This is a genomic window from Nocardiopsis sp. NPDC006938 (assembly GCF_042869555.1).
Taxonomy (GTDB): domain Bacteria; phylum Actinomycetota; class Actinomycetes; order Streptosporangiales; family Streptosporangiaceae; genus Nocardiopsis.
On sequence record NZ_JBIAGA010000004.1, the window covers coordinates 336,199 to 356,653 of the forward strand.

Annotated in this window: 20 protein-coding genes; 11 read left to right on the forward strand and 9 right to left on the reverse strand. The window is 72.8% G+C overall.

Translation table 11 applies throughout. The annotated features are described in order from the left end of the window. Positions 1 to 148: 148 nt before the first annotated feature. Together ACFYL4_RS08990 and ACFYL4_RS08995 are read right to left on the reverse strand one after the other, a co-directional pair. Positions 149 to 1,153, reverse strand: a complete 1,005-nt coding sequence (locus ACFYL4_RS08990; protein ID WP_357766911.1) for an aldo/keto reductase — start codon at positions 1,151 to 1,153, stop codon at positions 149 to 151. Then, positions 1,153 to 1,584, reverse strand: coding sequence for a PPOX class F420-dependent oxidoreductase (locus ACFYL4_RS08995; protein ID WP_357766908.1), 432 nt, complete (start codon positions 1,582 to 1,584; stop codon positions 1,153 to 1,155). The genes ACFYL4_RS08990 and ACFYL4_RS08995 overlap by 1 nt, the downstream gene beginning before the upstream one ends. Positions 1,585 to 1,685: 101 nt before the next feature. On the opposite strand from ACFYL4_RS08995, the gene ACFYL4_RS09000 reads away from it, so the two are divergent. Further along, positions 1,686 to 2,561, forward strand: coding sequence for a helix-turn-helix domain-containing protein (locus ACFYL4_RS09000; RefSeq protein ID WP_357766906.1), 876 nt, complete (start codon positions 1,686 to 1,688; stop codon positions 2,559 to 2,561). A 79-nt stretch (positions 2,562 to 2,640) separates the two neighbouring features. Here the strand turns inward: ACFYL4_RS09000 and ACFYL4_RS09005 are convergent, their stop codons facing one another. Both ACFYL4_RS09005 and ACFYL4_RS09010 read right to left on the reverse strand, forming a co-directional pair. Beyond that, the gene (locus ACFYL4_RS09005) at positions 2,641 to 3,456 is read right to left on the reverse strand and encodes a nucleotidyltransferase (RefSeq protein ID WP_387517638.1); all 816 of its coding nucleotides are present in this window, start codon (positions 3,454 to 3,456) and stop codon (positions 2,641 to 2,643) included. Between the two features lie 25 nt (positions 3,457 to 3,481). Further along, entirely contained in the window at positions 3,482 to 4,222 is a 741-nt protein-coding gene (locus ACFYL4_RS09010) for a hypothetical protein (RefSeq protein WP_357766900.1), read from the reverse strand. Between the two features lie 199 nt (positions 4,223 to 4,421). On the opposite strand from ACFYL4_RS09010, the gene ACFYL4_RS09015 reads away from it, so the two are divergent. From ACFYL4_RS09015 to ACFYL4_RS09030, 4 genes are all read left to right on the forward strand, one after another. Then, the gene (locus ACFYL4_RS09015; protein ID WP_357766897.1) at positions 4,422 to 5,249 is read left to right on the forward strand and encodes an alpha/beta hydrolase; all 828 of its coding nucleotides are present in this window, start codon (positions 4,422 to 4,424) and stop codon (positions 5,247 to 5,249) included. Then, positions 5,246 to 6,235 carry an ATP-binding cassette domain-containing protein gene (locus tag ACFYL4_RS09020; protein WP_387517641.1) on the forward strand — a complete coding sequence of 330 codons (990 nt, stop codon included), beginning with the start codon at positions 5,246 to 5,248 and terminating at the stop codon, positions 6,233 to 6,235. Before ACFYL4_RS09015 ends, ACFYL4_RS09020 begins: the two co-directional genes overlap by 4 nt. A gap of 53 nt (positions 6,236 to 6,288) precedes the next feature. Beyond that, on the forward strand, positions 6,289 to 7,128 hold the full coding sequence (locus ACFYL4_RS09025) for an ABC transporter permease (protein ID WP_357766991.1): 840 nt from the start codon (positions 6,289 to 6,291) through the stop codon (positions 7,126 to 7,128). 203 nt (positions 7,129 to 7,331) lie between these two features. Beyond that, the gene (locus tag ACFYL4_RS09030) at positions 7,332 to 7,694 is read left to right on the forward strand and encodes an antibiotic biosynthesis monooxygenase family protein (RefSeq protein WP_387517643.1); all 363 of its coding nucleotides are present in this window, start codon (positions 7,332 to 7,334) and stop codon (positions 7,692 to 7,694) included. Between the two features lie 40 nt (positions 7,695 to 7,734). On the opposite strand, the gene ACFYL4_RS09035 is transcribed toward ACFYL4_RS09030, so the two are convergent. Next, on the reverse strand, positions 7,735 to 8,517 hold the full coding sequence (locus tag ACFYL4_RS09035; RefSeq protein WP_357766887.1) for a TioE family transcriptional regulator: 783 nt from the start codon (positions 8,515 to 8,517) through the stop codon (positions 7,735 to 7,737). Positions 8,518 to 8,575: 58 nt separating this feature from the next. Between ACFYL4_RS09035 and ACFYL4_RS09040 the strand changes: the two genes are divergently transcribed. Both ACFYL4_RS09040 and ACFYL4_RS09045 read left to right on the forward strand, forming a co-directional pair. Then, positions 8,576 to 9,808 (forward strand): erythromycin esterase family protein, encoded by a 1,233-nt coding sequence (locus tag ACFYL4_RS09040; protein WP_387517645.1) that lies wholly within the window; start codon positions 8,576 to 8,578, stop codon positions 9,806 to 9,808. A 324-nt stretch (positions 9,809 to 10,132) separates the two neighbouring features. Beyond that, positions 10,133 to 10,846, forward strand: coding sequence for a MerR family transcriptional regulator (locus ACFYL4_RS09045; RefSeq protein ID WP_357766881.1), 714 nt, complete (start codon positions 10,133 to 10,135; stop codon positions 10,844 to 10,846). A 25-nt stretch (positions 10,847 to 10,871) separates the two neighbouring features. On the opposite strand, the gene ACFYL4_RS09050 is transcribed toward ACFYL4_RS09045, so the two are convergent. Then, positions 10,872 to 12,278 carry an FAD-linked oxidase C-terminal domain-containing protein gene (locus ACFYL4_RS09050; protein ID WP_357766878.1) on the reverse strand — a complete coding sequence of 469 codons (1,407 nt, stop codon included), beginning with the start codon at positions 12,276 to 12,278 and terminating at the stop codon, positions 10,872 to 10,874. Between the two features lie 237 nt (positions 12,279 to 12,515). Between ACFYL4_RS09050 and ACFYL4_RS09055 the strand changes: the two genes are divergently transcribed. From ACFYL4_RS09055 to ACFYL4_RS09065, 3 genes are all read left to right on the forward strand, one after another. Next, positions 12,516 to 13,259: an SDR family oxidoreductase gene (locus ACFYL4_RS09055; protein ID WP_387517648.1), complete on the forward strand. Its 744-nt coding sequence runs from the start codon at positions 12,516 to 12,518 to the stop codon at positions 13,257 to 13,259. 93 nt (positions 13,260 to 13,352) lie between these two features. After that, positions 13,353 to 13,982 carry an XRE family transcriptional regulator gene (locus ACFYL4_RS09060; protein WP_357766873.1) on the forward strand — a complete coding sequence of 210 codons (630 nt, stop codon included), beginning with the start codon at positions 13,353 to 13,355 and terminating at the stop codon, positions 13,980 to 13,982. Positions 13,983 to 14,027: 45 nt separating this feature from the next. Continuing rightward, positions 14,028 to 14,711, forward strand: coding sequence for a hypothetical protein (locus tag ACFYL4_RS09065; RefSeq protein WP_387517650.1), 684 nt, complete (start codon positions 14,028 to 14,030; stop codon positions 14,709 to 14,711). A 2-nt stretch (positions 14,712 to 14,713) separates the two neighbouring features. Here ACFYL4_RS09065 and ACFYL4_RS09070 read toward each other — a convergent pair whose 3' ends face one another. After that, the gene (locus tag ACFYL4_RS09070) at positions 14,714 to 15,325 is read right to left on the reverse strand and encodes a histidine phosphatase family protein (RefSeq protein WP_357766869.1); all 612 of its coding nucleotides are present in this window, start codon (positions 15,323 to 15,325) and stop codon (positions 14,714 to 14,716) included. Positions 15,326 to 15,511: 186 nt separating this feature from the next. On the opposite strand from ACFYL4_RS09070, the gene ACFYL4_RS09075 reads away from it, so the two are divergent. Beyond that, positions 15,512 to 16,054: a type 1 glutamine amidotransferase domain-containing protein gene (locus ACFYL4_RS09075; RefSeq protein WP_357766866.1), complete on the forward strand. Its 543-nt coding sequence runs from the start codon at positions 15,512 to 15,514 to the stop codon at positions 16,052 to 16,054. A 220-nt stretch (positions 16,055 to 16,274) separates the two neighbouring features. On the opposite strand, the gene ACFYL4_RS09080 is transcribed toward ACFYL4_RS09075, so the two are convergent. Both ACFYL4_RS09080 and ACFYL4_RS09085 read right to left on the reverse strand, forming a co-directional pair. Next, entirely contained in the window at positions 16,275 to 18,362 is a 2,088-nt protein-coding gene (locus ACFYL4_RS09080) for a WD40 repeat domain-containing serine/threonine protein kinase (RefSeq protein WP_357766863.1), read from the reverse strand. A gap of 46 nt (positions 18,363 to 18,408) precedes the next feature. After that, on the reverse strand, positions 18,409 to 20,442 hold the full coding sequence (locus ACFYL4_RS09085; RefSeq protein ID WP_387517653.1) for an acyl-ACP thioesterase: 2,034 nt from the start codon (positions 20,440 to 20,442) through the stop codon (positions 18,409 to 18,411). Positions 20,443 to 20,455 lie beyond the last annotated feature (13 nt).

The following is a 20,455-nucleotide window of genomic DNA, read 5'->3' on the forward strand; positions in this document are numbered from 1 at the left end:
GGGCCGGTGGTTCGGGGAGCCGGAGGACGTCGTCCCGGGGGCGGGCGCACGGTTCACTCCCCGCCTCCGCCGTCCCCGCCGCCGTACGGTCATGGCGCGGCGGGTGAGCGGCGGTGTCCTCATCAGGCCACGCGGGACGCGGTCGCCTTCAGCGGCCGTGCGGGCGCTCCCGCACCGGCGCCATGACGCGGTGGTCGCCGTTGAGCCACTCCTGGGCGTCCGCGTTCAGGTCGTGGGGGTAGCCGGGGGTGAAGTCGGCGAGCGCGTCGAGTTCGGCCATGGTCTCCTGCGGCAGGCGCACGTGGAGTGACCCGAGGGTGTCGGCGAGCTGCTCCGCCCGGCTGGCTCCGAGGATGGGGTGGATGCGCGGTGACCGGTGCAGGGCCCACGCGGTGGCGACCTGGGACGGGGTGGCGTCCAGCTCCCGGGCCACGCGCCCGATGAGGCGGGCGGCCCGGTGCTGGTGCTCGGTGACGGTGGCGGGGTCGACCCGGCCGTGCGCGGTGGCGCCGGTGTCGGTGTAGCGGCCGGAGAGCACACCGGCGGCGAGGCCGTTGTAGGTGGCCAGGCTGAGCCCGTGGGAGCGCGCCATCGGCAGCAGTTCGCGTTCGATGTCGCGGTGCAGCGGGTTGTAGGGGACCTGGAGCGCGACGAAGGGGGTCCACCCGTGGTGCCGGGCCAGGGTGTTGGCCTCGGCCACGACCCATGCGGGCAGGTTGGAGGCCCCCGCGTACAGCACCTTGCCCGCGCGTACGGCGTCGTCCAGGGCGCGCATGGTCTCCACGACAGGCGTGTACTCGTCCCAGGCGTGCACCCACAGCAGGTCGACGTGGTCGGTGCGCAGACGGCGCAGACTCCGGTCGAGGCTGCGGGTGAGGTTACGGCGGTGGCTGCCGCCGGAGTTGGCGTCGCGCGGGTCGCGGGGGAGGGTGAACTTGGTGGAGATCACGAACCGTTCCCGGCGGCCCTGGAGGAGTTCGCCGAGGACGGCCTCGCTGTCACCGTAGGCGGAGGCGGTGTCGATGAGGTTGCCGCCCGCCTCTTCGTAGAGGTCGACGGCGCGGCGGGCCTGGTCGGGGTCGGCCAGGGTCATGGCGCCGAGGAGGAGTTGGGAGACGCGGAGCCCGGAGGGGCCCAGGAGCTGGTAGCGCATCAGTGCACGTCCCTGGCGGAGATGTCGAAGGCGTCGGAGTCGATGCCGTAGGTGAGGACGCGGGTCGGGTGGATGCTGATCCAGGCGGAGTCGAAGGGCATGGTGGCGTCGAGCCGCCGTTCCACCTCCTCACCGCCGCTGGTGTGGGTGCGGGCCCGCCCTCGGATCTCGATGCCACGCGGGGTCCAGGGGTCCTGGGAGGCGAGGTCGTCCACGAGGAAGGCGACCTCCGGGTGCCGGGCGGCGTCGCGGAACTTCTTACTCCGCCCCATGTGGGTTCCCTGGTGGCCCGCGACCACGATCGTGTCGTTGTCGGTGTCCACGAAGACTCCCACCGCGGTGATGTGGGGCCTGCCGTTCGGGCCCACTGTGGCCAGGCGCCCCAGGGGCTGGCTCTTGAGGTAGTCGATCTCGTTGGGTGTGAATCTCATGGGCCCAGTCTGTGGCGGTGGGCCGTCCCGGAGGGAGACCGTGGCGATCCTGGCCCTGAGGGGGCCAGGATCGCCACGGCGTGCGCTCGTACACTCGGCGCATGGATCACTCGGACATGGGCGCGTTCCTGCGGGAGTGCCGGGAGGCGACCCCTCCGGAGCGGGTGGGGTTGCCGGTGGGACGGCGCCGCCGTACCCCGGGACTGCGGCGGGCGGAACTGGCCACCCTGTCGGGGGTGAGCGTGGACTACCTGACACGGCTGGAACAGGGACGTGACCGCAACCCCTCCCCGCAGGTGCTGGTGGCGTTGGCCGACGCGATGGGGTTGACGGTGGGTGCGCGCGTGCGGTTGCGCAACCTGTCGAAGGTGGCTTCGGGGGCGGGGGCGCTGTGTCCGGGCGGGATGCCTCCCGAACGTGAGGTGCGGGCGGGTACACGGGCGGTGCTGGAACGGTTGGAGCCCGCTCCGGCGGTGGTGTTCAACCGGCTGGGGGAGGCGCTCGCGTACACGGCGGGGTACGAACGCCTGGCGGGCCCCCTGGGTGTTCTGGACACGGCGGGCGACCAGCCGTCGAACCGGGTGTGGTTCGTCTTCGCCGACGACCGTGCCCGGCGTGCCTACCCGGACTGGGACGCGGTGGCCGACGCCCGGCTGGCGGAGTTGCGTGCGGAGGCCGCGCCCGATGATCCGCACCTGGCGCATCTGGTGGAGGAGCTGGAGATCGTGGGCGGCGCGCCGTTCACCGATCGGATGGCGGCCCCCGCTGGGGCACCGTCGAACTCGGGAGTGGAGCGATGGGCGCACCCGGTGGTGGGGGAGGTGCGGTTGTCGTACGAGCGGTGGGACGGTGAGGGCCAGTACCTGGTGGTGTACCTGCCCGCCGACGAGGTGACCGCCGCGGCGTTGGAGCGGCTCGACCGTGTGCCTCTGCGTGTGGTGGGCGGCACCGGGGCGGGTTCGGGAGGCGAGGGGTGAGGTTCTGGTGGGGTTGGTGCGCGGGTGAAGGGTGTGGTGGGTGTCCGGCCGGGGCCGGACACCGGCGGCGCTCGCCGTGTCAGGGCCGGGGCGCCTTGGTGCCGTGGGTGGCGGCGTACTCCTCGGCCAGCCACGGTGCCAGGTCCTCGACCAGGTCGGTGAGGAGCGCGCGATCGGCGCCGGGGCGGCGGGCCGTGCGGGCGGCCGTGCGCATCTGCTCGCGGCGGTCGGGGTGGTAGTGGCCGAACACGTCGGCGGCCAGGTCCAGGTCACTGGTCCATCCTCCCCAGGAGGGCATGACCAGGGTGAGTCCGGTGCGGGTGAGTCGGCGGGCCGCGCCCCGGCTCAGCGCCCGCAGCTCGTCGTCGGTCGCGGCCTGGGCAAGACGGGTGCGCCAGCGGGGCAGCACCAGGGGCAGGTCGCCGTTGGTCTCGCGGGCCAGGAGGCTCGTGGGCCGGTACCTGGGGAGGCGGTCGGCCAGGTCGGGGCCGGTGAGCGGGGTGCACAGACAGGCCACGAAGAACCCGCCGTCGTGGCGTTCGAGCGCGCCGGTGAGGCGGGGCACGTCGTCCACCAGGATGCCGCCGCCGTCGATCTGGGGAAAGCGGTCGTCGAGCTCCTCCAGGAGGCGGGCCGCGTCGGCGCGTTCGGTGCTGTCGGGCTCGGTGTGCAGGGCCACCAGGGCGTCCAGGTCGGAGACCCCGGGGACGGCGGTGCCACGGGGGATGCTGCCGTACAGGTAGGCGCTGTGCATGCGTGCGCCGTAGACCTCGCCGAGCCGGGTGCGCAGGGCCCGCACCACCGGGGCGAAGTCGGCGGTGACGCGGTCGGGTGATCCCTCCCGGTCGATGGTGCCGTCGGGGCGCAGTCCCCGTACAGGGGGAAGCGGTGTCACGGGGGGTTCTCCTTGGGCGCGGGGGTCAGGTGAGGGGGTGCCAGGCCCACAGGTTGGGTTCGTCGTAGACGCCGTGGTCGGCGGCCAGGTCGATGGTCACGGGGGCCAGGGCGCCGTCGACGACGTGGCGTCCGCTTCCGGGAAAGTCCATCGCGGCCCACCGCCGCCACTCGGCCACGGTGCCCTCCACACGCATGGACCTCTCACAGGGGTGGAGCAGGCGCGCGCCCAGACGTTGGTGGGTGCGCAGCCAGGGGTCCAGGGCCAGGCCGTCCGTCTCGCGGGTCCAGGTGGCGTACTCGGCCATGGGGATCAGCGGGTAGCGGTGCTTGAGCGTGGGTCGCAGGGGTGCGGCCAGCGCCGTCAGGCCGTGGCGGGTGGCGGTGTCGCGCAGGGCCTGGGCCATGACGGCGCTGACCCCGGCGCCCTGGTGGCGGGTGGACACGGCGATGTAGAGGGCGCAGGCGATGGTGGGTTCGCGTCCGGCGTCCCTGTCCGCGAAGGCCTGTTCCAGGGCCCAGGCGAAACCGGCGTCGGGGAGTTCGTCGGGGGAGCCGCGCCAGGCCAGGGGGACGCTGTTGGCGCGGGCGATGACCTCCTCTCCCCGCACGAGGGCGAGCTGGTGGTCGCCGAACTCCTCGGCGAGGCGGCCCCAGTACCGGCCCGCGACCGTGTCGTGGAACATCAGCTCGGGGCCGGGGTTGAGCTCGGGACGTTCCAGGACCTTGGCGAGGTCGGGGCGCTGGGCCAGCGTGACGATCGGCATGGGTGCATCGTGGCAGGGCCCCGTGGACGGGGCAAGCGGATTGCGCCGGTCAGCGGATCGGGGTGGTGCTGGCACCACCGCCACGGGTGGGTGGGGGTGGAATCGTAAGAGGGTGCTCGCGTCATCGTGCCCGCCGTACCCGCGGTTCTAGCGTTGGTGGTGTCAGAGAGCCTGGCGTACGAGGAACCTCGGGAGAGTCATGATCGCGGCGGGCCCATCCACCCTCACGGACCCGGAGCCGTTGCGCTACGAGCGCGCTCACGGGTACGGCGTCCGCCTGTTGGCGTGTGACGGAACCGAGGACGGGCGGATCGTGGAGGAGTTGGGGGACGCGGCCACCGCGGACCACGTGGCGGTGCTGGTTCCGGGCAACGACAACTACCTCGGCAACTACTTCAACCAGCGGCGGGCCACCCGGCCGCGCGCCAATGGCGAGACGCTGTTGCGCACGATGCGTGAGGTGGCTCCGCGTGAGCGGGTGGCGGTGGTGGTGTGGGTGGGGTACCGCACGCCGCGCGGGTTCGGTGAGGCGGTCTCGCGCCGCCCGGCGATGGCGGGGGCCGCCGACCTGGTGCGGTTGACCCATTTCCTGCCGAGGTCGGCGCGGGTGACGCTCGTGGGCCACAGCTACGGCACGGTGGTGTGCGGTCTGGCGCTGGGGCGGGGCCGGGTCAGTGACTGTGTGGCGCTGGGCAGCCCGGGCATGGGAACGCGTTCGCGGGAGGAGTTGGGTTTCTCGGGGAACCTGTGGGCGGCCCAGGGGCCCGGGGACTGGATTCGGTTCTTTCCCCGGGGCCGAGTGGGAGAGGTGGGGCACGGGCCCTCGCCGATGCGCGACGGGTACGGGGCCCGGATCTTCGAGACCGGTGACATCCCGGGGCACTGCTCGTACTACCGAGCGGGCAGTGAGTCGGTGCGCAACGTCGCGCGGATCGCGGTGGGCCGCTACACGGAGGTGACGCCGGTGGCGGTGCCGCGTGCGCGCCGACCGTACCCGGAGCCCGTGGTGGAGGCGGTGGCCTCGTGAGCGCGGAACCGGTGATCCTGGCCGAGGGGGTGCGCAAGCTCTACCCGGGTGGCGGGGCGGCCCTGGACGGGATGGACCTGGCCGTGGCTCCGGGGACGGTGCACGGGCTGTTGGGGCCCAACGGCGCGGGCAAGACGACGTCGGTGCGGGTGTTGGCCACCCTGTTGGGGTTCGACGGAGGGCGGGCTCGGGTGGCCGGTGCGGACGTGGCCTCGCAGGCGCGGCTGGTGCGTTCGCGGATCGGTTTCGTGGGCCAGTACGCGGCGGTGGACGAGGTCCTCAGCGGTCGCCGCAACCTGGAGATGTTCGGCCGCCTCTACCACCTGGGGAGGAGACGGTCGCGGGAGCGGGCCCGGGAGCTGCTGGAGCGGTTCGACCTGACCGGGGCGGCGGACCGTTCGGTGCGCACGTACTCGGGTGGGATGCGCCGCCGGTTGGACCTGGCCGCGGGTCTGGTGCTCGACCCCCGGGTGCTGTTCCTGGACGAGCCCACCACCGGGTTGGACCCGCGTAGCCGGGCGCGGGTGTGGCGGGCGGTGCGCGAGCTGGTCGAGGGCGGTACGACGGTGTTGCTGACCACCCAGTACCTGGAGGAGGCCGACCGGTTGGCGGACCGGGTGTCGGTGCTGGACCGGGGCCGGGTGATCGCCGAGGGCAGTCCGGAGGAGCTCAAGTCGAGGGTGGGCGGCGGCCGGGTGGAGGTCGTGGTGGCCGGTGCGGGTGAGTTGCCGGTGGCGGCGCGGGTGCTGGGACGGATGTCCGGGGCGCCTCCGGAGGTGGACCGGGACTCGCTGCGGGTGAGCGCGCCGGTGCGTGGTCGCGGTGCCGCCCTGACCAAGGTGGTGCGGGCCCTGGACGAGGCGGGGTTGGACGTGGAGGACATCGCGTTGCGGCGGCCGACGTTGGACGACGTGTTCCTGGGGCTGACCGGTCGGCCCGGCGCGGGGTCGAGTGAGGGCCGCGCAGAGACGGAGGAGGGGTCGTGACCCTGGTGCGGACGGAACCGGTCGAGAGCGCGGGCGCGGATGTGCCCGGGCCGGTGGGCGACGGCGGCGGTCTGCGGGGGCCGCGCGCGTGGGCGGGGCGGGCGGGGTGGGCGGTGGCCGACTCCGCCGTGGTGGCGCGGCGCTACCTGGCCCACCTGGTGTACAAGCCCGACGAGGTGGTCGGGACGCTGCTCATTCCGGTGCTGGCGGTCCTGCTGTTCGGTTTCGTCTTCGGGGAGGCGATGGGTGCGGCCCTGGGGGTGGGGGGAGAGGACTACCGTGACTTCCTCATGCCGGGCCTGTTCGCGTTGACGATGGCGTTCGGGATTGGGAACACGACGATCGCCGTGGTCACGGACGTGGGCCGGGGGGTGGTGGACCGGTTCCGGACGATGCCGATGGCGCCCTCGGCGCTGTTGGTGGGGCGGAGTATGGCCGACGCGGTCTCGGCGGTGGTGGACCTTGCGGTTCTGGTGGGCATGGGGTTGCTGGTGGGATGGCAGTGGCACCTGGGGCCGTGGCGTGCGCTGGCGGCGCTGGGGTTGCTGTTGCTGCTGCGGGTGGCGTTCACGTGGATCGGGATCTATCTGGGGTTGTTGGTGCGTGGGCCCGAGTCGGCGATGAAGTTCTTCTCGCTGGTGTTCCCGTTGGCGATGGTGGCCGAGACCTTCGTCCCGACGGAGGTGATCCCGCCGTGGTTGGCGCCGGTGGCGGAGTGGAACCCGTTGTCGGCCACGGTCCTGGCCTGTCGTGAGCTGTTCGGGAACACGACGGTCGCGGGTGAGTCGTGGGTGGCGCAGAACGCCGTGGTGATGGCGGTGGTGTGGCCGCTGGTGTTGGTGGCGGTGTTCGTTCCGCTGGCGTTGCGGCGCTACCGGAGGCTGGGGCGCTGACACGCGGGGGTGTGTGCGGGGCGCGCACTCCCCCTCCGCGCGTTCGCGGGGACGGGCCCCGGGCGGGTGCGACCCGGGCGCGCACGCACTTCGCGGGCAGGCGGGCGCGTGGGGCCCGCGGGATTGACCTCAACCGGACTTGAGGTAGCAGGATCGGGCAGGAGCGGGAAACGGCTTCCCGCCTACGACCATGAGGAGCGCACGTGAACACGGACGCCGGGTTCGTCTCGATCATCGACTACACCACCGACGGGCACACCACCCAGAGGGAGCTGGTGTCGGCGTTCGCCGAGATCCAGGAACGGTGGGTGCGCTTCTACCCCGGGTTCCACTCGGCCCGGTTCCACGCGAGCACCGACGGCACACGCGTGTACAACGTCGTGCGGTGGGAGGATGAGGCCGCCTACCGCGCGTTCGTGGAGGAGTCCGACACCGAGGGGCGCATGGCCGCCATCATCGCCGCCCTGGACGGGTTGTCCGGTACCGCCGAGCCGCGTATGAGCGGGGTGCCCACCTACGAGGTCGTGCGCGAGGTCGCGCCCGGCCCGCGCCGGGTCGGACCGTAACCCCCTGGGCCGTGGTTCGAAACGGCCGCCCCGGGGTCGGTCAACGGTGCCCGGGGCTGTCCCGGTAGGTCGACAGGTGGTGCTCCAGCTCGGCCGCCCCGCGCAGGAGCGCCCGTCCCCGGATGCCGAGCCGTCGGTCCCACGCGTCCAGGGTGGCCTCCATCGGCCCGAGCCCGCCGGCCGCCCGGACCTGGGTGATGAGCGGGGCGATCCCTTCGAGCGAGTGGCCCCCGCGTCGCAGCTGGTGGACCAGGCGGGCGTCGCGCACGGCTGAAGCGTCGTAGACGCGGTAGCCGGTCCGGGGGTCGCGGTCGGGGTGCACGAGCCCGGCCCGTTCCCACTTGCGGAGCGTGGCGGGGCGCAGGCCGAGTCGGTCGGCCAGCGGACCGATGAGGACGGGGCCCGGCTCGGGGACCTCGCGGGTGAGACCGGAGAGTACGGGGGCCGGGGCGTGTTCGGGCGCGGGTGCGGCGGCCTCCAGGTCGCGCAGGGCTTCACGCACGGAGGCGAGGGTGCGGCGGTCGTCGAGCAGCTGGGCGTGGCTGAGGTCGACCTCGTTCAGGGCCGCCTCGACTTGGCCGTGGTTGACCGCCCGCATGATCGCGGCGGCCCGCTGGTGGCCGTGGCCGGGCACCAGGGCCAGGAAGGCGCGCAGCGCGCAGGCGTGCGCCGGGGTGTAGGCGCGGTGGCCGGAGGGGGTGCGTTCGGCGGCCGGGAGGATGCCGTCCGCCTCGTAGTTCCTGACCGCCTGGGTGGACAGGCCGTGCCGACGGGCGAGGTCGATGGGCCGCAGGCGCACCGCGCTTTGAGGGTTTGTCGCCATGTCATCGAGGATATCTCCGCAAAGCCTCAACCGAGGGTTCAGAGATACCGTCGAAGACATGGCTTTGCGGACGAAGGACACCATCAGAACGTTCGGTGCGGCCTCGGTGATGGGGCTGTTCCCCGAGCGGCCGCACGTGCTCGCCCTGGGCGAGCCCACCCACGACGACGGCACGCTGCTCCGGGCCCGCGACGACCTGCTGCGGGGCCTTGTGGAGGAGGGCTACCGCACCATCGCCCTGGAGAGCGACTGTCTGCGGGGGATGGTCGTCGACGAGTACGTCACCTGGGGGCACGGACGGTTCGACGACGTCATAGAGCGCGGGTTCAGCCACGGTTTCGGCTCCTACGAAGGCAACCGCGAGCTCGTGAGGTGGATGCGGGACCGCAACATGGGGCTCCCCGAGGAGCGGCGGGTGCGCTTTGCCGGATTCGACGGGCCGCTGGAGATCTCGGGCGCCGAGAGCCCCCGCCAGGTCCTGTGCGCCCTGTACGACCACCTCGCCGAGCGGCTCGGGGAGGACCTGTTGCCGTGTACCGCCGAGCGGCTGGACGACCTGTTGGGCTCGGACGGGCCCTGGGCCGACCAGCAGGCGATGGCGGACCCGTCCCGGTCGGTGGGGCGCACGCCCCAGGCCCGCGACCTGCGGTGGATCGCCGACGACCTGGTGGCGCTGCTGGACGCCCAGCGACCGTACCTGTTGGAGGCGACCTCCCCCGCCGAGGTGGAGCGGGCCGAGGTGTACGGGCGCACGGCGGTGGGGCTGCTGCGGTACCACCACTGGTTGGCCGACACCTCGCCCGCGCGGATCACCCGGCTGTTGGGGGTGCGGGACCAGATGATGGCCCACCATCTGACGGCCCTGGCCGAACGCGGCCCCGTCCTGGTGCACGCGCACAACTCCCACTTGCAACGGGAACGCAGTTCGATGCGGATGTGGCAGGGGTTGACGGAGTGGTGGAGCGCGGGGTCCCTGCTGGCGTCGCGGTGGGGCCGGGGGTACGGGTTCGTGCCCATGGCCCTGGGCACGATGCGGCACCACGGGGTCGCAGAGCCGGTTCCGGGGAGTGTCGAGGGGGAGTTGTACGCGCTGGGCGAGGAGCGGTGCGTGGTGGACGCCCGTGGGCTGGCGCGGGCACTGGGCGGGAAGGAGGTCGAACAGCGGGAGTCGGCGTGGTTCGGGTACGCCCCGCTGGACCCGGCGCACCTGGCGGACGCCGACGGGCTGGTGTTCGTACGGGAGGCCGCCCCCTCCGGGGCGGCGGACGGCGGCGGGACCACCAAGGGGTAGGGGCACCTCCTGGTGGCGGCCGGGCGGGTCGGGGGTCACCGCCGACGCGTGGGTGGGCTGGCGGCGCCCCCGGATCACTGGGGTCCGCGCCCTCGCCTCGCGGACCGACGAGCCCCGGGAGTGGAGACGGCTTCGAGGATCACCTCACGGTTGGGGGAGAGCGGCACCCCCGATGCCCACGTCCTCCTCCGCGACGGACGAGCGAGGCCGGTCGTGGGGCCGCGCCCCCGCGACACCGGTGACCGACGCCGAACGGCGCCGCCTCAGCCGCCCCTACCGGGTTCCCGCCCTATCCTGTCCCCACACACCCGGGAGGAAGACACGTTGGACGCTCCCACCGAACGGCTCCGCCCGATCGACCTGGCCCGTGCCGCCGGTATCTCCACCCAGCAGGTACGCAACCACGCCGACGAGGGGGTCCTACCGCCGACCGACCGCACCCCCAGCGGGTACCGCGTCTTCACCGACCGGCACCGCAGGGCCCTGCTCGCCTTCCGCGCCCTGTACACCGGGTTCGGCGGTACCGCCGCCCGCACGGTCATGGCCGCCGTGCACGAGGGCGACCTCCCCCGGGCCCTGGAGACGATCGACGCCGCCCACCACGCGCTGCACGAGCAACGCACCGCCCTGCGCGCCGCCGGACGTGCCCTGGAGGCGGTCGCCGAGCACGCCCCCGAGGCCCCGACCGCGCCCGGGGGCGACCTGCGTATCGGTGAACTCGCCGCCCACCTGGGGGTACGCACCTCGACGCTGCGGGTCTGGGAGGACGCCGGACTCCTCGCCCCCCGCCGCGAGCACCCCACCGGGTACCGCCTCTACTCTCCCGCCGACGTCCGCGAGGCCCGCATGGTCCACCTGCTGCGCCAGGTCCGTTACCCGCTCCCGGACATACCTCCGGTGCTCGGCGAGCTGCGCCGGGGCGGCGACAGCCGGGCCCTGCGCACCGCCCTGGCCCAGCGGGCGGACGAGCTCGTCCGGCGTTCCCGGGCCATGCTCACCGCCGCCGCCCTCCTGGACGACTACGCGCGCACCACGTGACCCGGGCCCGCGCCGGGCCGCCCGCTCACTCACCGAAGGGGTCGGCGCCCGGCTCCAGGGCGAACACCTTGCCCGGGTTGAAGATCCCCCTCGGGTCCAGCGCGGCCTTGACCGCCCGGTGCATGTCCAGCACCTGCGGCCCCAGCTCGTCGGCCGCGCCGCGCATCTTCAACAGCCCCACCCCGTGCTCACCGGTGACCGTACCGCCGACCGCCAGGGCCTCGTCCACGATCACCTCGAAGGCCTGCTTGGCCCGGCTCTTGGCGTCCTCGTCACCGGCCGGGACGATGAACAGGGGGTGCAGGTTTCCGTCACCCGCGTGAGCGATGTTCCCGATACGGGTGTCGAACCGCCGCCCCGCCGCCTCGATCGCCTCCAACATGTGCGGGACCCGGGACTTGGGCACGCACACGTCCTCGGTCAACAGCGGCCCCAACCGCTCCAACGCGGGGTAGGCCAGCCGCCGGGCCTGGAACAGCGCCTCGGCCTCCTCCTCGTCGGTGGAGCGGACCGCGTACACCGCCTTCTCCCGCTCGAAGCACTCCAGGATGCGGTCGGCCTCCTCCTGGCCTGAGGTCCCGGGCAGGTCGCTGCGGGCCAACAGCAGTACCTCGCCCTCGGCGGACAGCCCCATGTTCTTCCACTCGTCCACCGCCTGGAGGCAGAACCGGTCGATCAGCTCCAGTGCCGAGGGCACGATGCCCGCCGCGGCGACGGCCGCCACCGCGCGGCCCGCGTCGGTCAGGGAGTCGAAGTAGCCCACCACCGTGTGCTCCACGCCCCGGCGCAACGGCACCAGACGGAGCGTCACCTCGGTCACCAGACCCAACGTGCCCTCCGAGCCCACCATGAGCCCGGCCAGGTCGTACCCGGTCACGCCCTTGGCGGTGGTCCTGCCCAGCCGCACGACCTCGCCCGAGCCCACCACAGCCTCCATGCCGAGCACGTAGTCCCGGGTGACCCCGTACTTCACGCAGCACAGCCCGCCGGCGTTGGTGGCCACGTTCCCGCCGATGGTCGACCACGGAGCGGACGCCGGGTCCGGCGGGTACCACAGGCCGTCGCGGGCCACCAACGCGCGCAGCTCCTCGTTGACCACCCCCGGTTGCACCGTGGCGGTCTGCTGCACGGTGTCGACCTCCAGCACGCGATCCATCCGTTCGAAGGAGACCACCACCCAGCCCCGACCGGCGTTGGCCGCGCCGGAGAGCCCAGTCCCGGCGCCGCGTCCCACGACCGCGACCCCGTTCCGGGCACACACGCGAACCACCTCGGCGACGTCGGCGGTGTCCCGGGGCCGTACCACGGCCGCGGGGGCTCCGTAGGGCGCCCACTCGGCCTCGTCATGCGAGTAGCCCTCCATCACGGCGGGATCGGTGACCACCTGTCCGGTACCGACCGCGGCCACCAGCTCCTCGACGACCCCCGGCATGGGACCCCTCCTTCACCCTGTGTGGCGGCGCTCACTGCGCCGACGCTGCCCAGCACTCTAACCGGCCCCGACCTCGCACCCGTCACCCGAGTATCAGGACAAACACCCACGAACCATCACGCCACAGCTGGGCAAAGCACGACGAAAACCGGCCAGACATCACCAAAACCGGACCAGCTCGGTGTTAGCTTGGTCGACCAACGCCCGGACACCACCCACGGCCGCGGAGGTGGGCACATGAGCACGATCCTGGTCACCGGCGCCACCGGCACCCTCGGGACCCACGTCGTCGAACGACTACGCCGCACCGACCACCGGGTCCACACCCTCAGCCGCCACCCCGACCCCCGCGACCCGCTCTCCCATGCCGTCGACCTACGCACCGGGGAAGGGCTCGACACCGCGCTGGAGGGCGTCGACACCGTCGTCCACTGCGCCAGCACCCCCACCGGCGGCGACATCCCCGCCGCCACCCACCTGCTGCGCGCCGCCCGGGCCCACGGCGTCGCCCATCTGGTCTACGTCTCCATCGTCGGCTGCGACCGGGTCCCCCTCGGCTACTACCGGACCAAGCACACCGTCGAGGAGGCCCTGCTCGCCTCCGGCCTGGGCGTGACCGTGCTGCGCGCCACCCAGTTCCACCAGCTGGTCGCGGCGGTCTGCGCCCGGGCCGCCCGTCTGCCGGTGATGCCCTACCCCGACGTCGACGTGCAGCCCGTCGACCCCGCCGATGTCGCCCTGCGCCTGGCCCGCCTGGCCCAGGAGGAACCCGCCGGACGCGTTCCCGACCTGGGCGGCCCCCGGGTCGAGTCCTTCCACGACCTGGCCCGCGCCTACCTGGACGCCACCGGGGCCCGGCGTCGCCTCCTGCCGCTGCGCCTGCCCGGCGCGGTCTTCGCCGCCTACCGATCCGGGGAACACCTGACTCCCGAGAACGCCGTGGGTCGCACCACCTTCGCCGAGTACCTGGAACGTGCCTGAACACCACCGCCGGTCGGACCGTCCGACCCCGGTTCCGGGGGTCCGAGAGGACGGTGTGTGCCGGACGGCGGACGCTGTGGCAGATTCGGGGGTATGGACGACGAACTCACCCCGGTACTGGAGGCGGTGGGGCCCCGGCTGCGGGCCCTGCGCCGGGACCGGGGCACCACACTGGCGGGGTTGTCGGAGCAGACCGGGATCTCGGTGAGCACCCTGTCCCGGTTGGAGTCGGGGCGAAGGCGCCCCACCCTGGAGCTCCTGTTGCCCCTGTCCCGGGTGTACGAGGTGCCCCTGGACCGGCTCGTGGGGCAGCCGCCGGTCCACGACCCACGGGTCAGACGCGGTGCGTTCGTGCGCCACGGAGTCACCTACGTGCCGCTCAACCGCAGACCGGGCGGGCTCCAGGCCTACCGCATCACCAACCCGACGCCCAACGCGCCGCTCAGCGTCCCGGCCGACCAGATCGAGCAGCGCACCCATGAGGGCCACGACTGGCTCTACGTCCTGGAGGGGCGGCTACGGCTGGTTCTGGGAGAGCACGACATGGTGCTGGAGCCCGGCGAGGTCGCCGAGTTCGACACCCGTATCCCGCACGCCCTGGTCAATCCCGGGCCGGGACCCGTGGAGTACCTCGGCCTGTTCGGTCCCCAGGGGGAGCGGGCCCACGTGCGGGTGCGCCCCCGGCAGGACACGGAAAAGAGCGCGGAACCGGGCGGGGAGTGAGCGGCGTCTCAGGGGTGGAGAGCACCACTGAGAGGAAGATCCCCCATGTCTGGTGGCACCCTGGCGATCCTGGCGATCGCCGTCGTCATCATCATCGCCATCGCGGTGATGGCCTCCGCCGCCGAACGGCAGCGCGCGGAGGCGCTGGAGTCCTGGGCCCGGGAACGGGGCTGGAACTACGACCGGGAACGCCCCGAGCTGGTCGACCGGTTCAGCGGCACGCCCTTCCGGTCGGGTCGTTCCAACGCCAAGGCCCGGCACGTCCTGACCGCCGACCACCGAGGGCAGCGGGTCCTGGCGTTCGAGTACAGCTACACCACGACCAGCCACAACGGTCAGAACACGACCACGACCACCCACTGCTTCACCGTGGTGACGGTGTCCACCCCCGCCACCCCGGTACTGGAGGTGCGGCTGGAACACCTCGGGCACGCCCTGCTGGGCCTCGTGGGCGTGCACGACCTCCAGGTGGGGGAGCGGGTCTTCGACCAGGCCTTCCGGATCACCGCACAGGAGGACGCGTTCGCCCTGGCGGTGCTGGAGCCGGTAGTGCGGGCGTGGCTGCTGGAGGACCCCGAGGGGCGGGTTCCGTTTCGCTTCTCGGGCGACCACCTCCTCGGCTGGAGCTCGGGCAGGATCGATCCGGACACCGTGGTGGCCGGGGCCGACACCCTCATCGACCTGGTCGAGCGGGTCCCCGCCCAGGTCTGGGAGGGGACCCGGGGCTGAGGTCAGGGGCGCATACCGGGCGGGAAACCCGTCCAGCGCAGTTCCTCCGGCAGGTGGGTGAGATCGTTGAGGGTGATGACGGAGGCCGGTGAGCCCGGTGTGTAGCGGATGACGGTGAGTCCGGCGTTGGCCGCGCCCACGCTCACCCACCGCCAGGGCGGGGCGTCCAGGGCCGACGTCACCAGCCACCCCACGAGGTAGGCGTGGGTGATGACCACCTCACGGCGTTCGGACTCCCCCTCGGCGGGGCCGGTGAGGAGTTCCAGGGCCCGCCGTCCGAGTTCGGGCGAGCGTTCGGCGGCCGGTACCCGGCCCAGGAAGTCCAGCACCCCGTCGGCGTGGGTGTCGGGGAGTTCCTCGCGCCGGGGCAGGTAGGGGGCGTAGTCACCGGCCTCCGGGAGCTCCACGGGAACCACGTCCTCCAGGTGCGCGGCCACCAGACCGGCGGTCAGCGCGGCACGGGGCAGGCCGCCGTGCCGGAGCGTGTGGGGGGCGAACCCGGCCAGGCGTGCTCCGAGTAGGTCTGCCTGGAGGCGTCCGACGTCCGTGAGTTCTCCTGACTCCGGATCGGCCTGGGCGTGACGGGCCAGGTAGAGATGACGGGTGGCGGGCACGGGCGGCCCCCTTCCGTTGGGTCGCTGAGAGCGTTCCCTCCTGTGACTCGGTTCGCGGGCGCGTGGTTCGCCCGTGCGTGTTTCGGGTGCGGCGCGCGGGTGAGGGGAGCGGCCCGAGCGGGTAGGGCCGCACATGTCGGCGGACCCGCACGGGGCCGCGTATCCGAGAAGTACACGGGGGACACGATGGCTGACCCACTCGCCGGACGACAGGTCGCGATCCTGGCCGCGGACGGCGTCGAACAGGTGGAACTGGTCGAACCACGGCGCGCGCTGGTCGGGGCCGGGGCCCGGGTGGACCTGGTCTCGCCGCACAGCGGGCAGATCCAGGCCATGAACGGGGACATCGAACCAGCCGACCGGTTCGACGTGGACCGGGAGGTGTCGGGGGTCGGTGTCGACGACTACGACGCGCTCGTGATCCCGGGCGGCACGATCAATCCCGACAACCTGAGGTCGGACGCCGACGCGGTGCGGTTGGTGCGTGACTTCGTGGCACGGGGCAAACCGGTCGCCGCCATCTGCCACGGTCCCTGGGTGCTGGTGGAGGCCGACGTGGTGCGCGGGCGCACCGTCACCTCCTACCCGAGCATCCGTACCGACGTCCGCAACGCGGGCGGCACCGTGGTGGAGGAGGAGGTGGTCACCGACCACGGCGTGACCACCAGCCGGAACCCGGACGACCTGCCCGCGTTCTGCGCGCGGATCGTCCGGGAGTTCGCCGCCTGACACGCGCCCCGCTCCCGGACGGGCTCCGGGGGCGGGGGTCGCGAACCGCTGATGCGGTCGCCACCCCGCTCACGGTGAACGCCGGTTCGATAGCACTCACGGAACTCGGGCCGCACCGCCTTGACCGCCACGGGCTCGGCGGGGTCCGGGCCCGAGGCGGACGTTGCCCGTGCCACCGGAGCCCAGGAGCGCGAGGAAGGGGCCGGTCCGGTCCGGGACCTCATCCGATGGTGTGCGTGTCCAGGAGGGTCTGCGGGTCGAGGAACAGCAGGCTGGAACCGCGATCGCCCCGCTCCACGACGACGACGGTCTCCCCGTCGGGGTGCACGGTGACCTCATCGAGGAGGAGGGTGTCGCCCGAGGTCAGTTCCTCGCCCGCGACCACATCCCACCTCCGGCCGCCGTAGTCCTCGCCGACGCCGTTGGGGCCGCCGCCGGACAGCAGCTCCGAGCCGTCGGGGGTGAAGGTGAGGCTGTTCACTTCTCCGGGCGCGTCGAGTTCGAGCACGGTCTCACCCTCGTCCAGGTCGTACAGGACGAGGGTGCCCTGGTCGGGTTGGTGGACGGCGATGACCGGCCGGTCAGGGGCGAAGGCCGAGACGAAGGTGTCGGTGAACTGCACCTCGCCCTGGAGCCCGCCCTGAGGGAACTCGGCGACGGTCTCCCCGCTGTCCACCTCCAGCACCACGGTCCCGACGTCCTCGAAAATGTTGGTCACCGCGACGTGCGCGCCGTCGGGGCTGATCTCGACCCTGGTGGACCCGCCGGCGAAGACGGCGGACTCCACCTCCATGATGATCTCGTCGCCGTCCAGGCTCCTCGACCAGTCCCACACCATCACGGTGTTGGTCTCGAAACCCCTTTGCAGGAAGGCCAGACGGGTCACACTGTCGGCGAGTGAGACCGACTCGTGCGACCGGACGTCGTCGAGGTCCTCGGGGTCGTAGGTGAGGGTCAGCTCGTCGCCCTCGCCGTCACGCCAGATGCCGACGTTCACGATGGCGCCCACCGCCCACATGCCGCGAGCGTTGATGTCGAGGGAGGTGGGCGGTTCGTCGGTGGAGTCGAGGAGCTCGCCCTCACGCCAGTCCCACTCAGTGTGGTTCTGGCTGGTGACGACGTGCATCGTGTCGCCGTCCGGGGAGAAGCGGATGTCGCGCACCACACCGGGCAGGTCCGGGTAGCCGGGGCGGCCCGAGATCTCGCTGTCGGTCTCCTGCGACGAATCCCCCGCTGCCGAACTCCCGTCTGGTCCCCCGGTCGCCCCGTCGACCGCGCCTTCGCCCTCCCAGGTGCGGACGAGGGCGAGCCCGGTCCCGGCGACCAGTACGGCCGCGGCCGCGGCCGCGCAGACGACCAGTGGGGTCCGGTTCGGCTTTGGCACGGGGGGCGCGGCGGGCGGGGCGACGGGGACCGTGCGCATCACACCCTGGAGTTCCCGCTCGCGGTCGCTGATCTCCTTGCTCACCTGTTCGGGGAGCCATCCGTGCTCGGCTGCGGGGAGGGGACCGGCGGACAGGGCGTGCACGATCTCTTCGGAGCCGGGCCGGTCGCCGGGCTCCTTGGCCATGCAGCGCGCGACCAGGTCGCGCAGGTCGCCGTTCGGGAACCCGCCGAGGTCGGGTTCCTCACCCACCACGCGCCGCAGCACCTGGACGGCGGTGCCCTTGCCGAAAGGGGGCCGACCTACCGCAGCGTAGACGACCACACCGGCGAGGGCGAAGACGTCGCTGGCGGCCGTCTGCTCCTCGCCCAGGACCGCCTCGGGCGCGGCGTAGGCGGGGGTGCCGAAGGACTGCCCTGTGCGGGTGAGGACGGTGCCCTCGACGGCGCGGGCGATGCCGAAGTCGATCACCTGGGGGCCGCGCGGCGACAGCAGCACGTTGCCCGGTTTGAGGTCGCGGTGCATCAGACCGGCGCCGTGAATCGCCTGGAGAGCGCGGGCCAGGCCCAGGGCGAGCACGGAGAGGGACTCCTCAGGGAGCGGACCGCCGTCGAGGACGGCCTCCTTGAGGGTGGGGCCGGGGACGTACTCGGTCGCCATCCAGGGGGCGGCGTCCTCGGGCCCGGCGTCCGTGACGGCGGGGGTGAAGGGGCCGCGCACCCGTTGGGCGACCCGGATCTCGCGGTCGAACCTCGCTCGGAAGTCGGCGTTCCTGGCCAGTTCCTTATGGACCACCTTGACGGCGGCCAGCCGCCCGCCCGGGGAGCGTGCCAGGTACACGTGTCCCATGCCGCCCGCGCCGATGCGGGCGAGGAGCCGGTGCGGTCCGATGTGGTCCGGGTCTGAGAGGGTCAGGGGTTTCATGTGGTCTCACCTGGTGCCGTGGGATGGGGGTTCCGGGTCGCGGGGATCACAGGAGCGGGTGGAGGATCTCCAGGGTGTCGGCATCTACGAGGTTGACGCTCCCGTCCTGGTCGATCGCGGCGATGACCCCGCCGTCGGGGTGGAGGGCCAGGGGGCGGGCGAGGTGGTGCTCGCCCTCGTCGGCCATGAGGTCCTCCCCGGTCTCCAGGTCCCAGAGGTGCCCGTGGTTGGTGGACTTCCTGTCGCTGATCTCGGGGTCGTTCCACACGTCCTCGTCCGGGTGGCGGATCGCCCAGCCGACGTGGACGCGTTCGCGTTCCGGGTCGAGGGTGACGTGGGTGAGGTAGGTGTTGGCGGTCCCGATGTAACTGGTCAGCTCGAACGAACCGACCACGGCGCGTCGGCCGAAGTCCCACCAGGTGACGACGCCCCGGTCCACGTGGACGTACTGGTCGTGTCCGGGGACCGCGGCCAGGAAGGTGGAGCTCGAACGGCGCTCCGTGTGCAGGGCCTCGCCGGTGCCGGAGTCCCACACGGTGACGCCCGCGGGGCCGAGGGTGAGGAAGCGGCCGTCGTCGGTGAACCCGGCGTCCGTGACCGGCTCCGTCCCCCAGGCTCCGGTGATCTCGTTGGTGCTGAGGTCGACCAACCCGACCGTCGCCTCGTCCCCGATGAGGCTTATGTTGCCGCCTCTCGCGATCGCCAGACGGGTGCCGTCCGGGGAGAAACGGGCAGTCCTGCCGGAGTACTCGGACTCCCTGGCGGGGGTGGGCGGCTCGGGGCGCTCCACGGTCTCTCCGGAGGGGATGTCGTAGGTGGACACCGAACCGATGTCCGAGACCCTGCTCTCGACCTCTTTGGGCAGCACCACCGCGACCATGCAGCCGACGGGCGCGAACACCGGGTCGCCCGTCTTGTACACGTGCTCGGTCGGGCGGGCGATCTCCACTCCTTCCCGCCAGTCCCACAGGGTGAGCCCGTGGGTGTTGCTGGTCACCGCGAGGAGATCACCGTCGGGGGAGAAGGCGACGTCCATGGCGTCCAGGTCGTCGATCTCCCCAGGAGGGTCGGGGAAACCGGTGCCTTCCAGGCAGCCCGCCTCGGTGATGCGGCCCGTCGCCGCGCGATCTGTGTCCGGGGCGGCCGGTCCTGGAGCGGCTCGCGGACCGAGGGCCCAGACCGCACCCGCGGCGACCAGCGTCAGCGCTGCCCCACCCGCGACCAGGGCGACGGTCCGACGTCGGCGGGGAGCGGGCGAAGCAGCCGCGGGCGGGGCCGCGTACAGCAACCGCCGCATGGTTTCCTCGGAGCGCGTGGCGACCTCCCGGACGGCGGGCGGCCAGGGGTCGGGCGGGTACGGGCCGCCGAGCATGTGCACCAGGTCCGTGGCGGCGGGGCGGAGGTTCGGGTCGATCTTCAGGCAGGCGTCCACCAGACCGCGGAACTGGAAGGGGACCCGGTCGAGACCCCGGGGTCCTTCGACTCCACTGGCCGCGAAACACAGTGTGGCCGCCCAGGCGAAGACGTCGGCGGCGGGGGATGGGCCGCCCTCCGGCGGGGCGAACACCGGGTGGGGGGCGCTGTACTCGGGCTCGGTGACCGCCCGCTCGAAGCCCGGATCGGCGATGAGCGCGCAGTGCGGGGAGACCAGCACCGCGTCCGGCCGGAGAGAACCGTGGGCGCGGCCCGTCGCGTGCAGGTCGGCGAGCCCCTGGGCGAGCGCCAGGGCGAGGGGACGCAGGGCCTCGACGGGCAGGGGCCCGTGGCCGTTCACCAGCTCGGCCAGGGTCGGACCAGCCGGTCGGGCCACCGCGACCCACAGGGTGGCCCGCTGGAGGCCGGCGTCCAGAACGGGGGCGACGTAGGTGCTGTGCTGGTCCCGCGCGGTCTCCACCAGAAGGGTGAACGTCTCCCTGAAAACCGGGTCGGAGGTGTGTTCGGAGCGCACGACCCTGAGCGCGGCCGCGGGCCGTCCTGGTGCCGAGGCCAGGTAGACGCGGGTGCACGTGTCCTCGCCGAGACGGGCGTGCAGCCGGTACGGGCCGACCCGTGGCGGATCGTGGGGGTGCAGGGGATACACGGGGAACCCTCGC

Bases quoted from the DNA above. Each gene is read 5' to 3' on its own strand.
- ACFYL4_RS08990 (WP_357766911.1), bottom strand. From the start codon at position 1,153: ATGCGCTACCAGCTCCTGGGCCCCTCCGGGCTCCGCGTCTCCCAACTC.
- ACFYL4_RS08995 (WP_357766908.1), bottom strand. From the start codon at position 1,584: ATGAGATTCACACCCAACGAGATCGACTACCTCAAGAGCCAGCCCCTG.
- ACFYL4_RS09000 (WP_357766906.1), top strand. From the start codon at position 1,686: ATGGATCACTCGGACATGGGCGCGTTCCTGCGGGAGTGCCGGGAGGCG.
- ACFYL4_RS09010 (WP_357766900.1), bottom strand. From the start codon at position 4,222: ATGCCGATCGTCACGCTGGCCCAGCGCCCCGACCTCGCCAAGGTCCTG.
- ACFYL4_RS09015 (WP_357766897.1), top strand. From the start codon at position 4,422: ATGATCGCGGCGGGCCCATCCACCCTCACGGACCCGGAGCCGTTGCGC.
- ACFYL4_RS09035 (WP_357766887.1), bottom strand. From the start codon at position 8,517: ATGGCGACAAACCCTCAAAGCGCGGTGCGCCTGCGGCCCATCGACCTC.
- ACFYL4_RS09040 (WP_387517645.1), top strand. From the start codon at position 8,576: ATGGCTTTGCGGACGAAGGACACCATCAGAACGTTCGGTGCGGCCTCG.
- ACFYL4_RS09050 (WP_357766878.1), bottom strand. From the start codon at position 12,278: ATGCCGGGGGTCGTCGAGGAGCTGGTGGCCGCGGTCGGTACCGGACAG.
- ACFYL4_RS09055 (WP_387517648.1), top strand. From the start codon at position 12,516: ATGAGCACGATCCTGGTCACCGGCGCCACCGGCACCCTCGGGACCCAC.
- ACFYL4_RS09060 (WP_357766873.1), top strand. From the start codon at position 13,353: ATGGACGACGAACTCACCCCGGTACTGGAGGCGGTGGGGCCCCGGCTG.
- ACFYL4_RS09065 (WP_387517650.1), top strand. From the start codon at position 14,028: ATGTCTGGTGGCACCCTGGCGATCCTGGCGATCGCCGTCGTCATCATC.
- ACFYL4_RS09075 (WP_357766866.1), top strand. From the start codon at position 15,512: ATGGCTGACCCACTCGCCGGACGACAGGTCGCGATCCTGGCCGCGGAC.
- ACFYL4_RS09080 (WP_357766863.1), bottom strand. From the start codon at position 18,362: ATGAAACCCCTGACCCTCTCAGACCCGGACCACATCGGACCGCACCGG.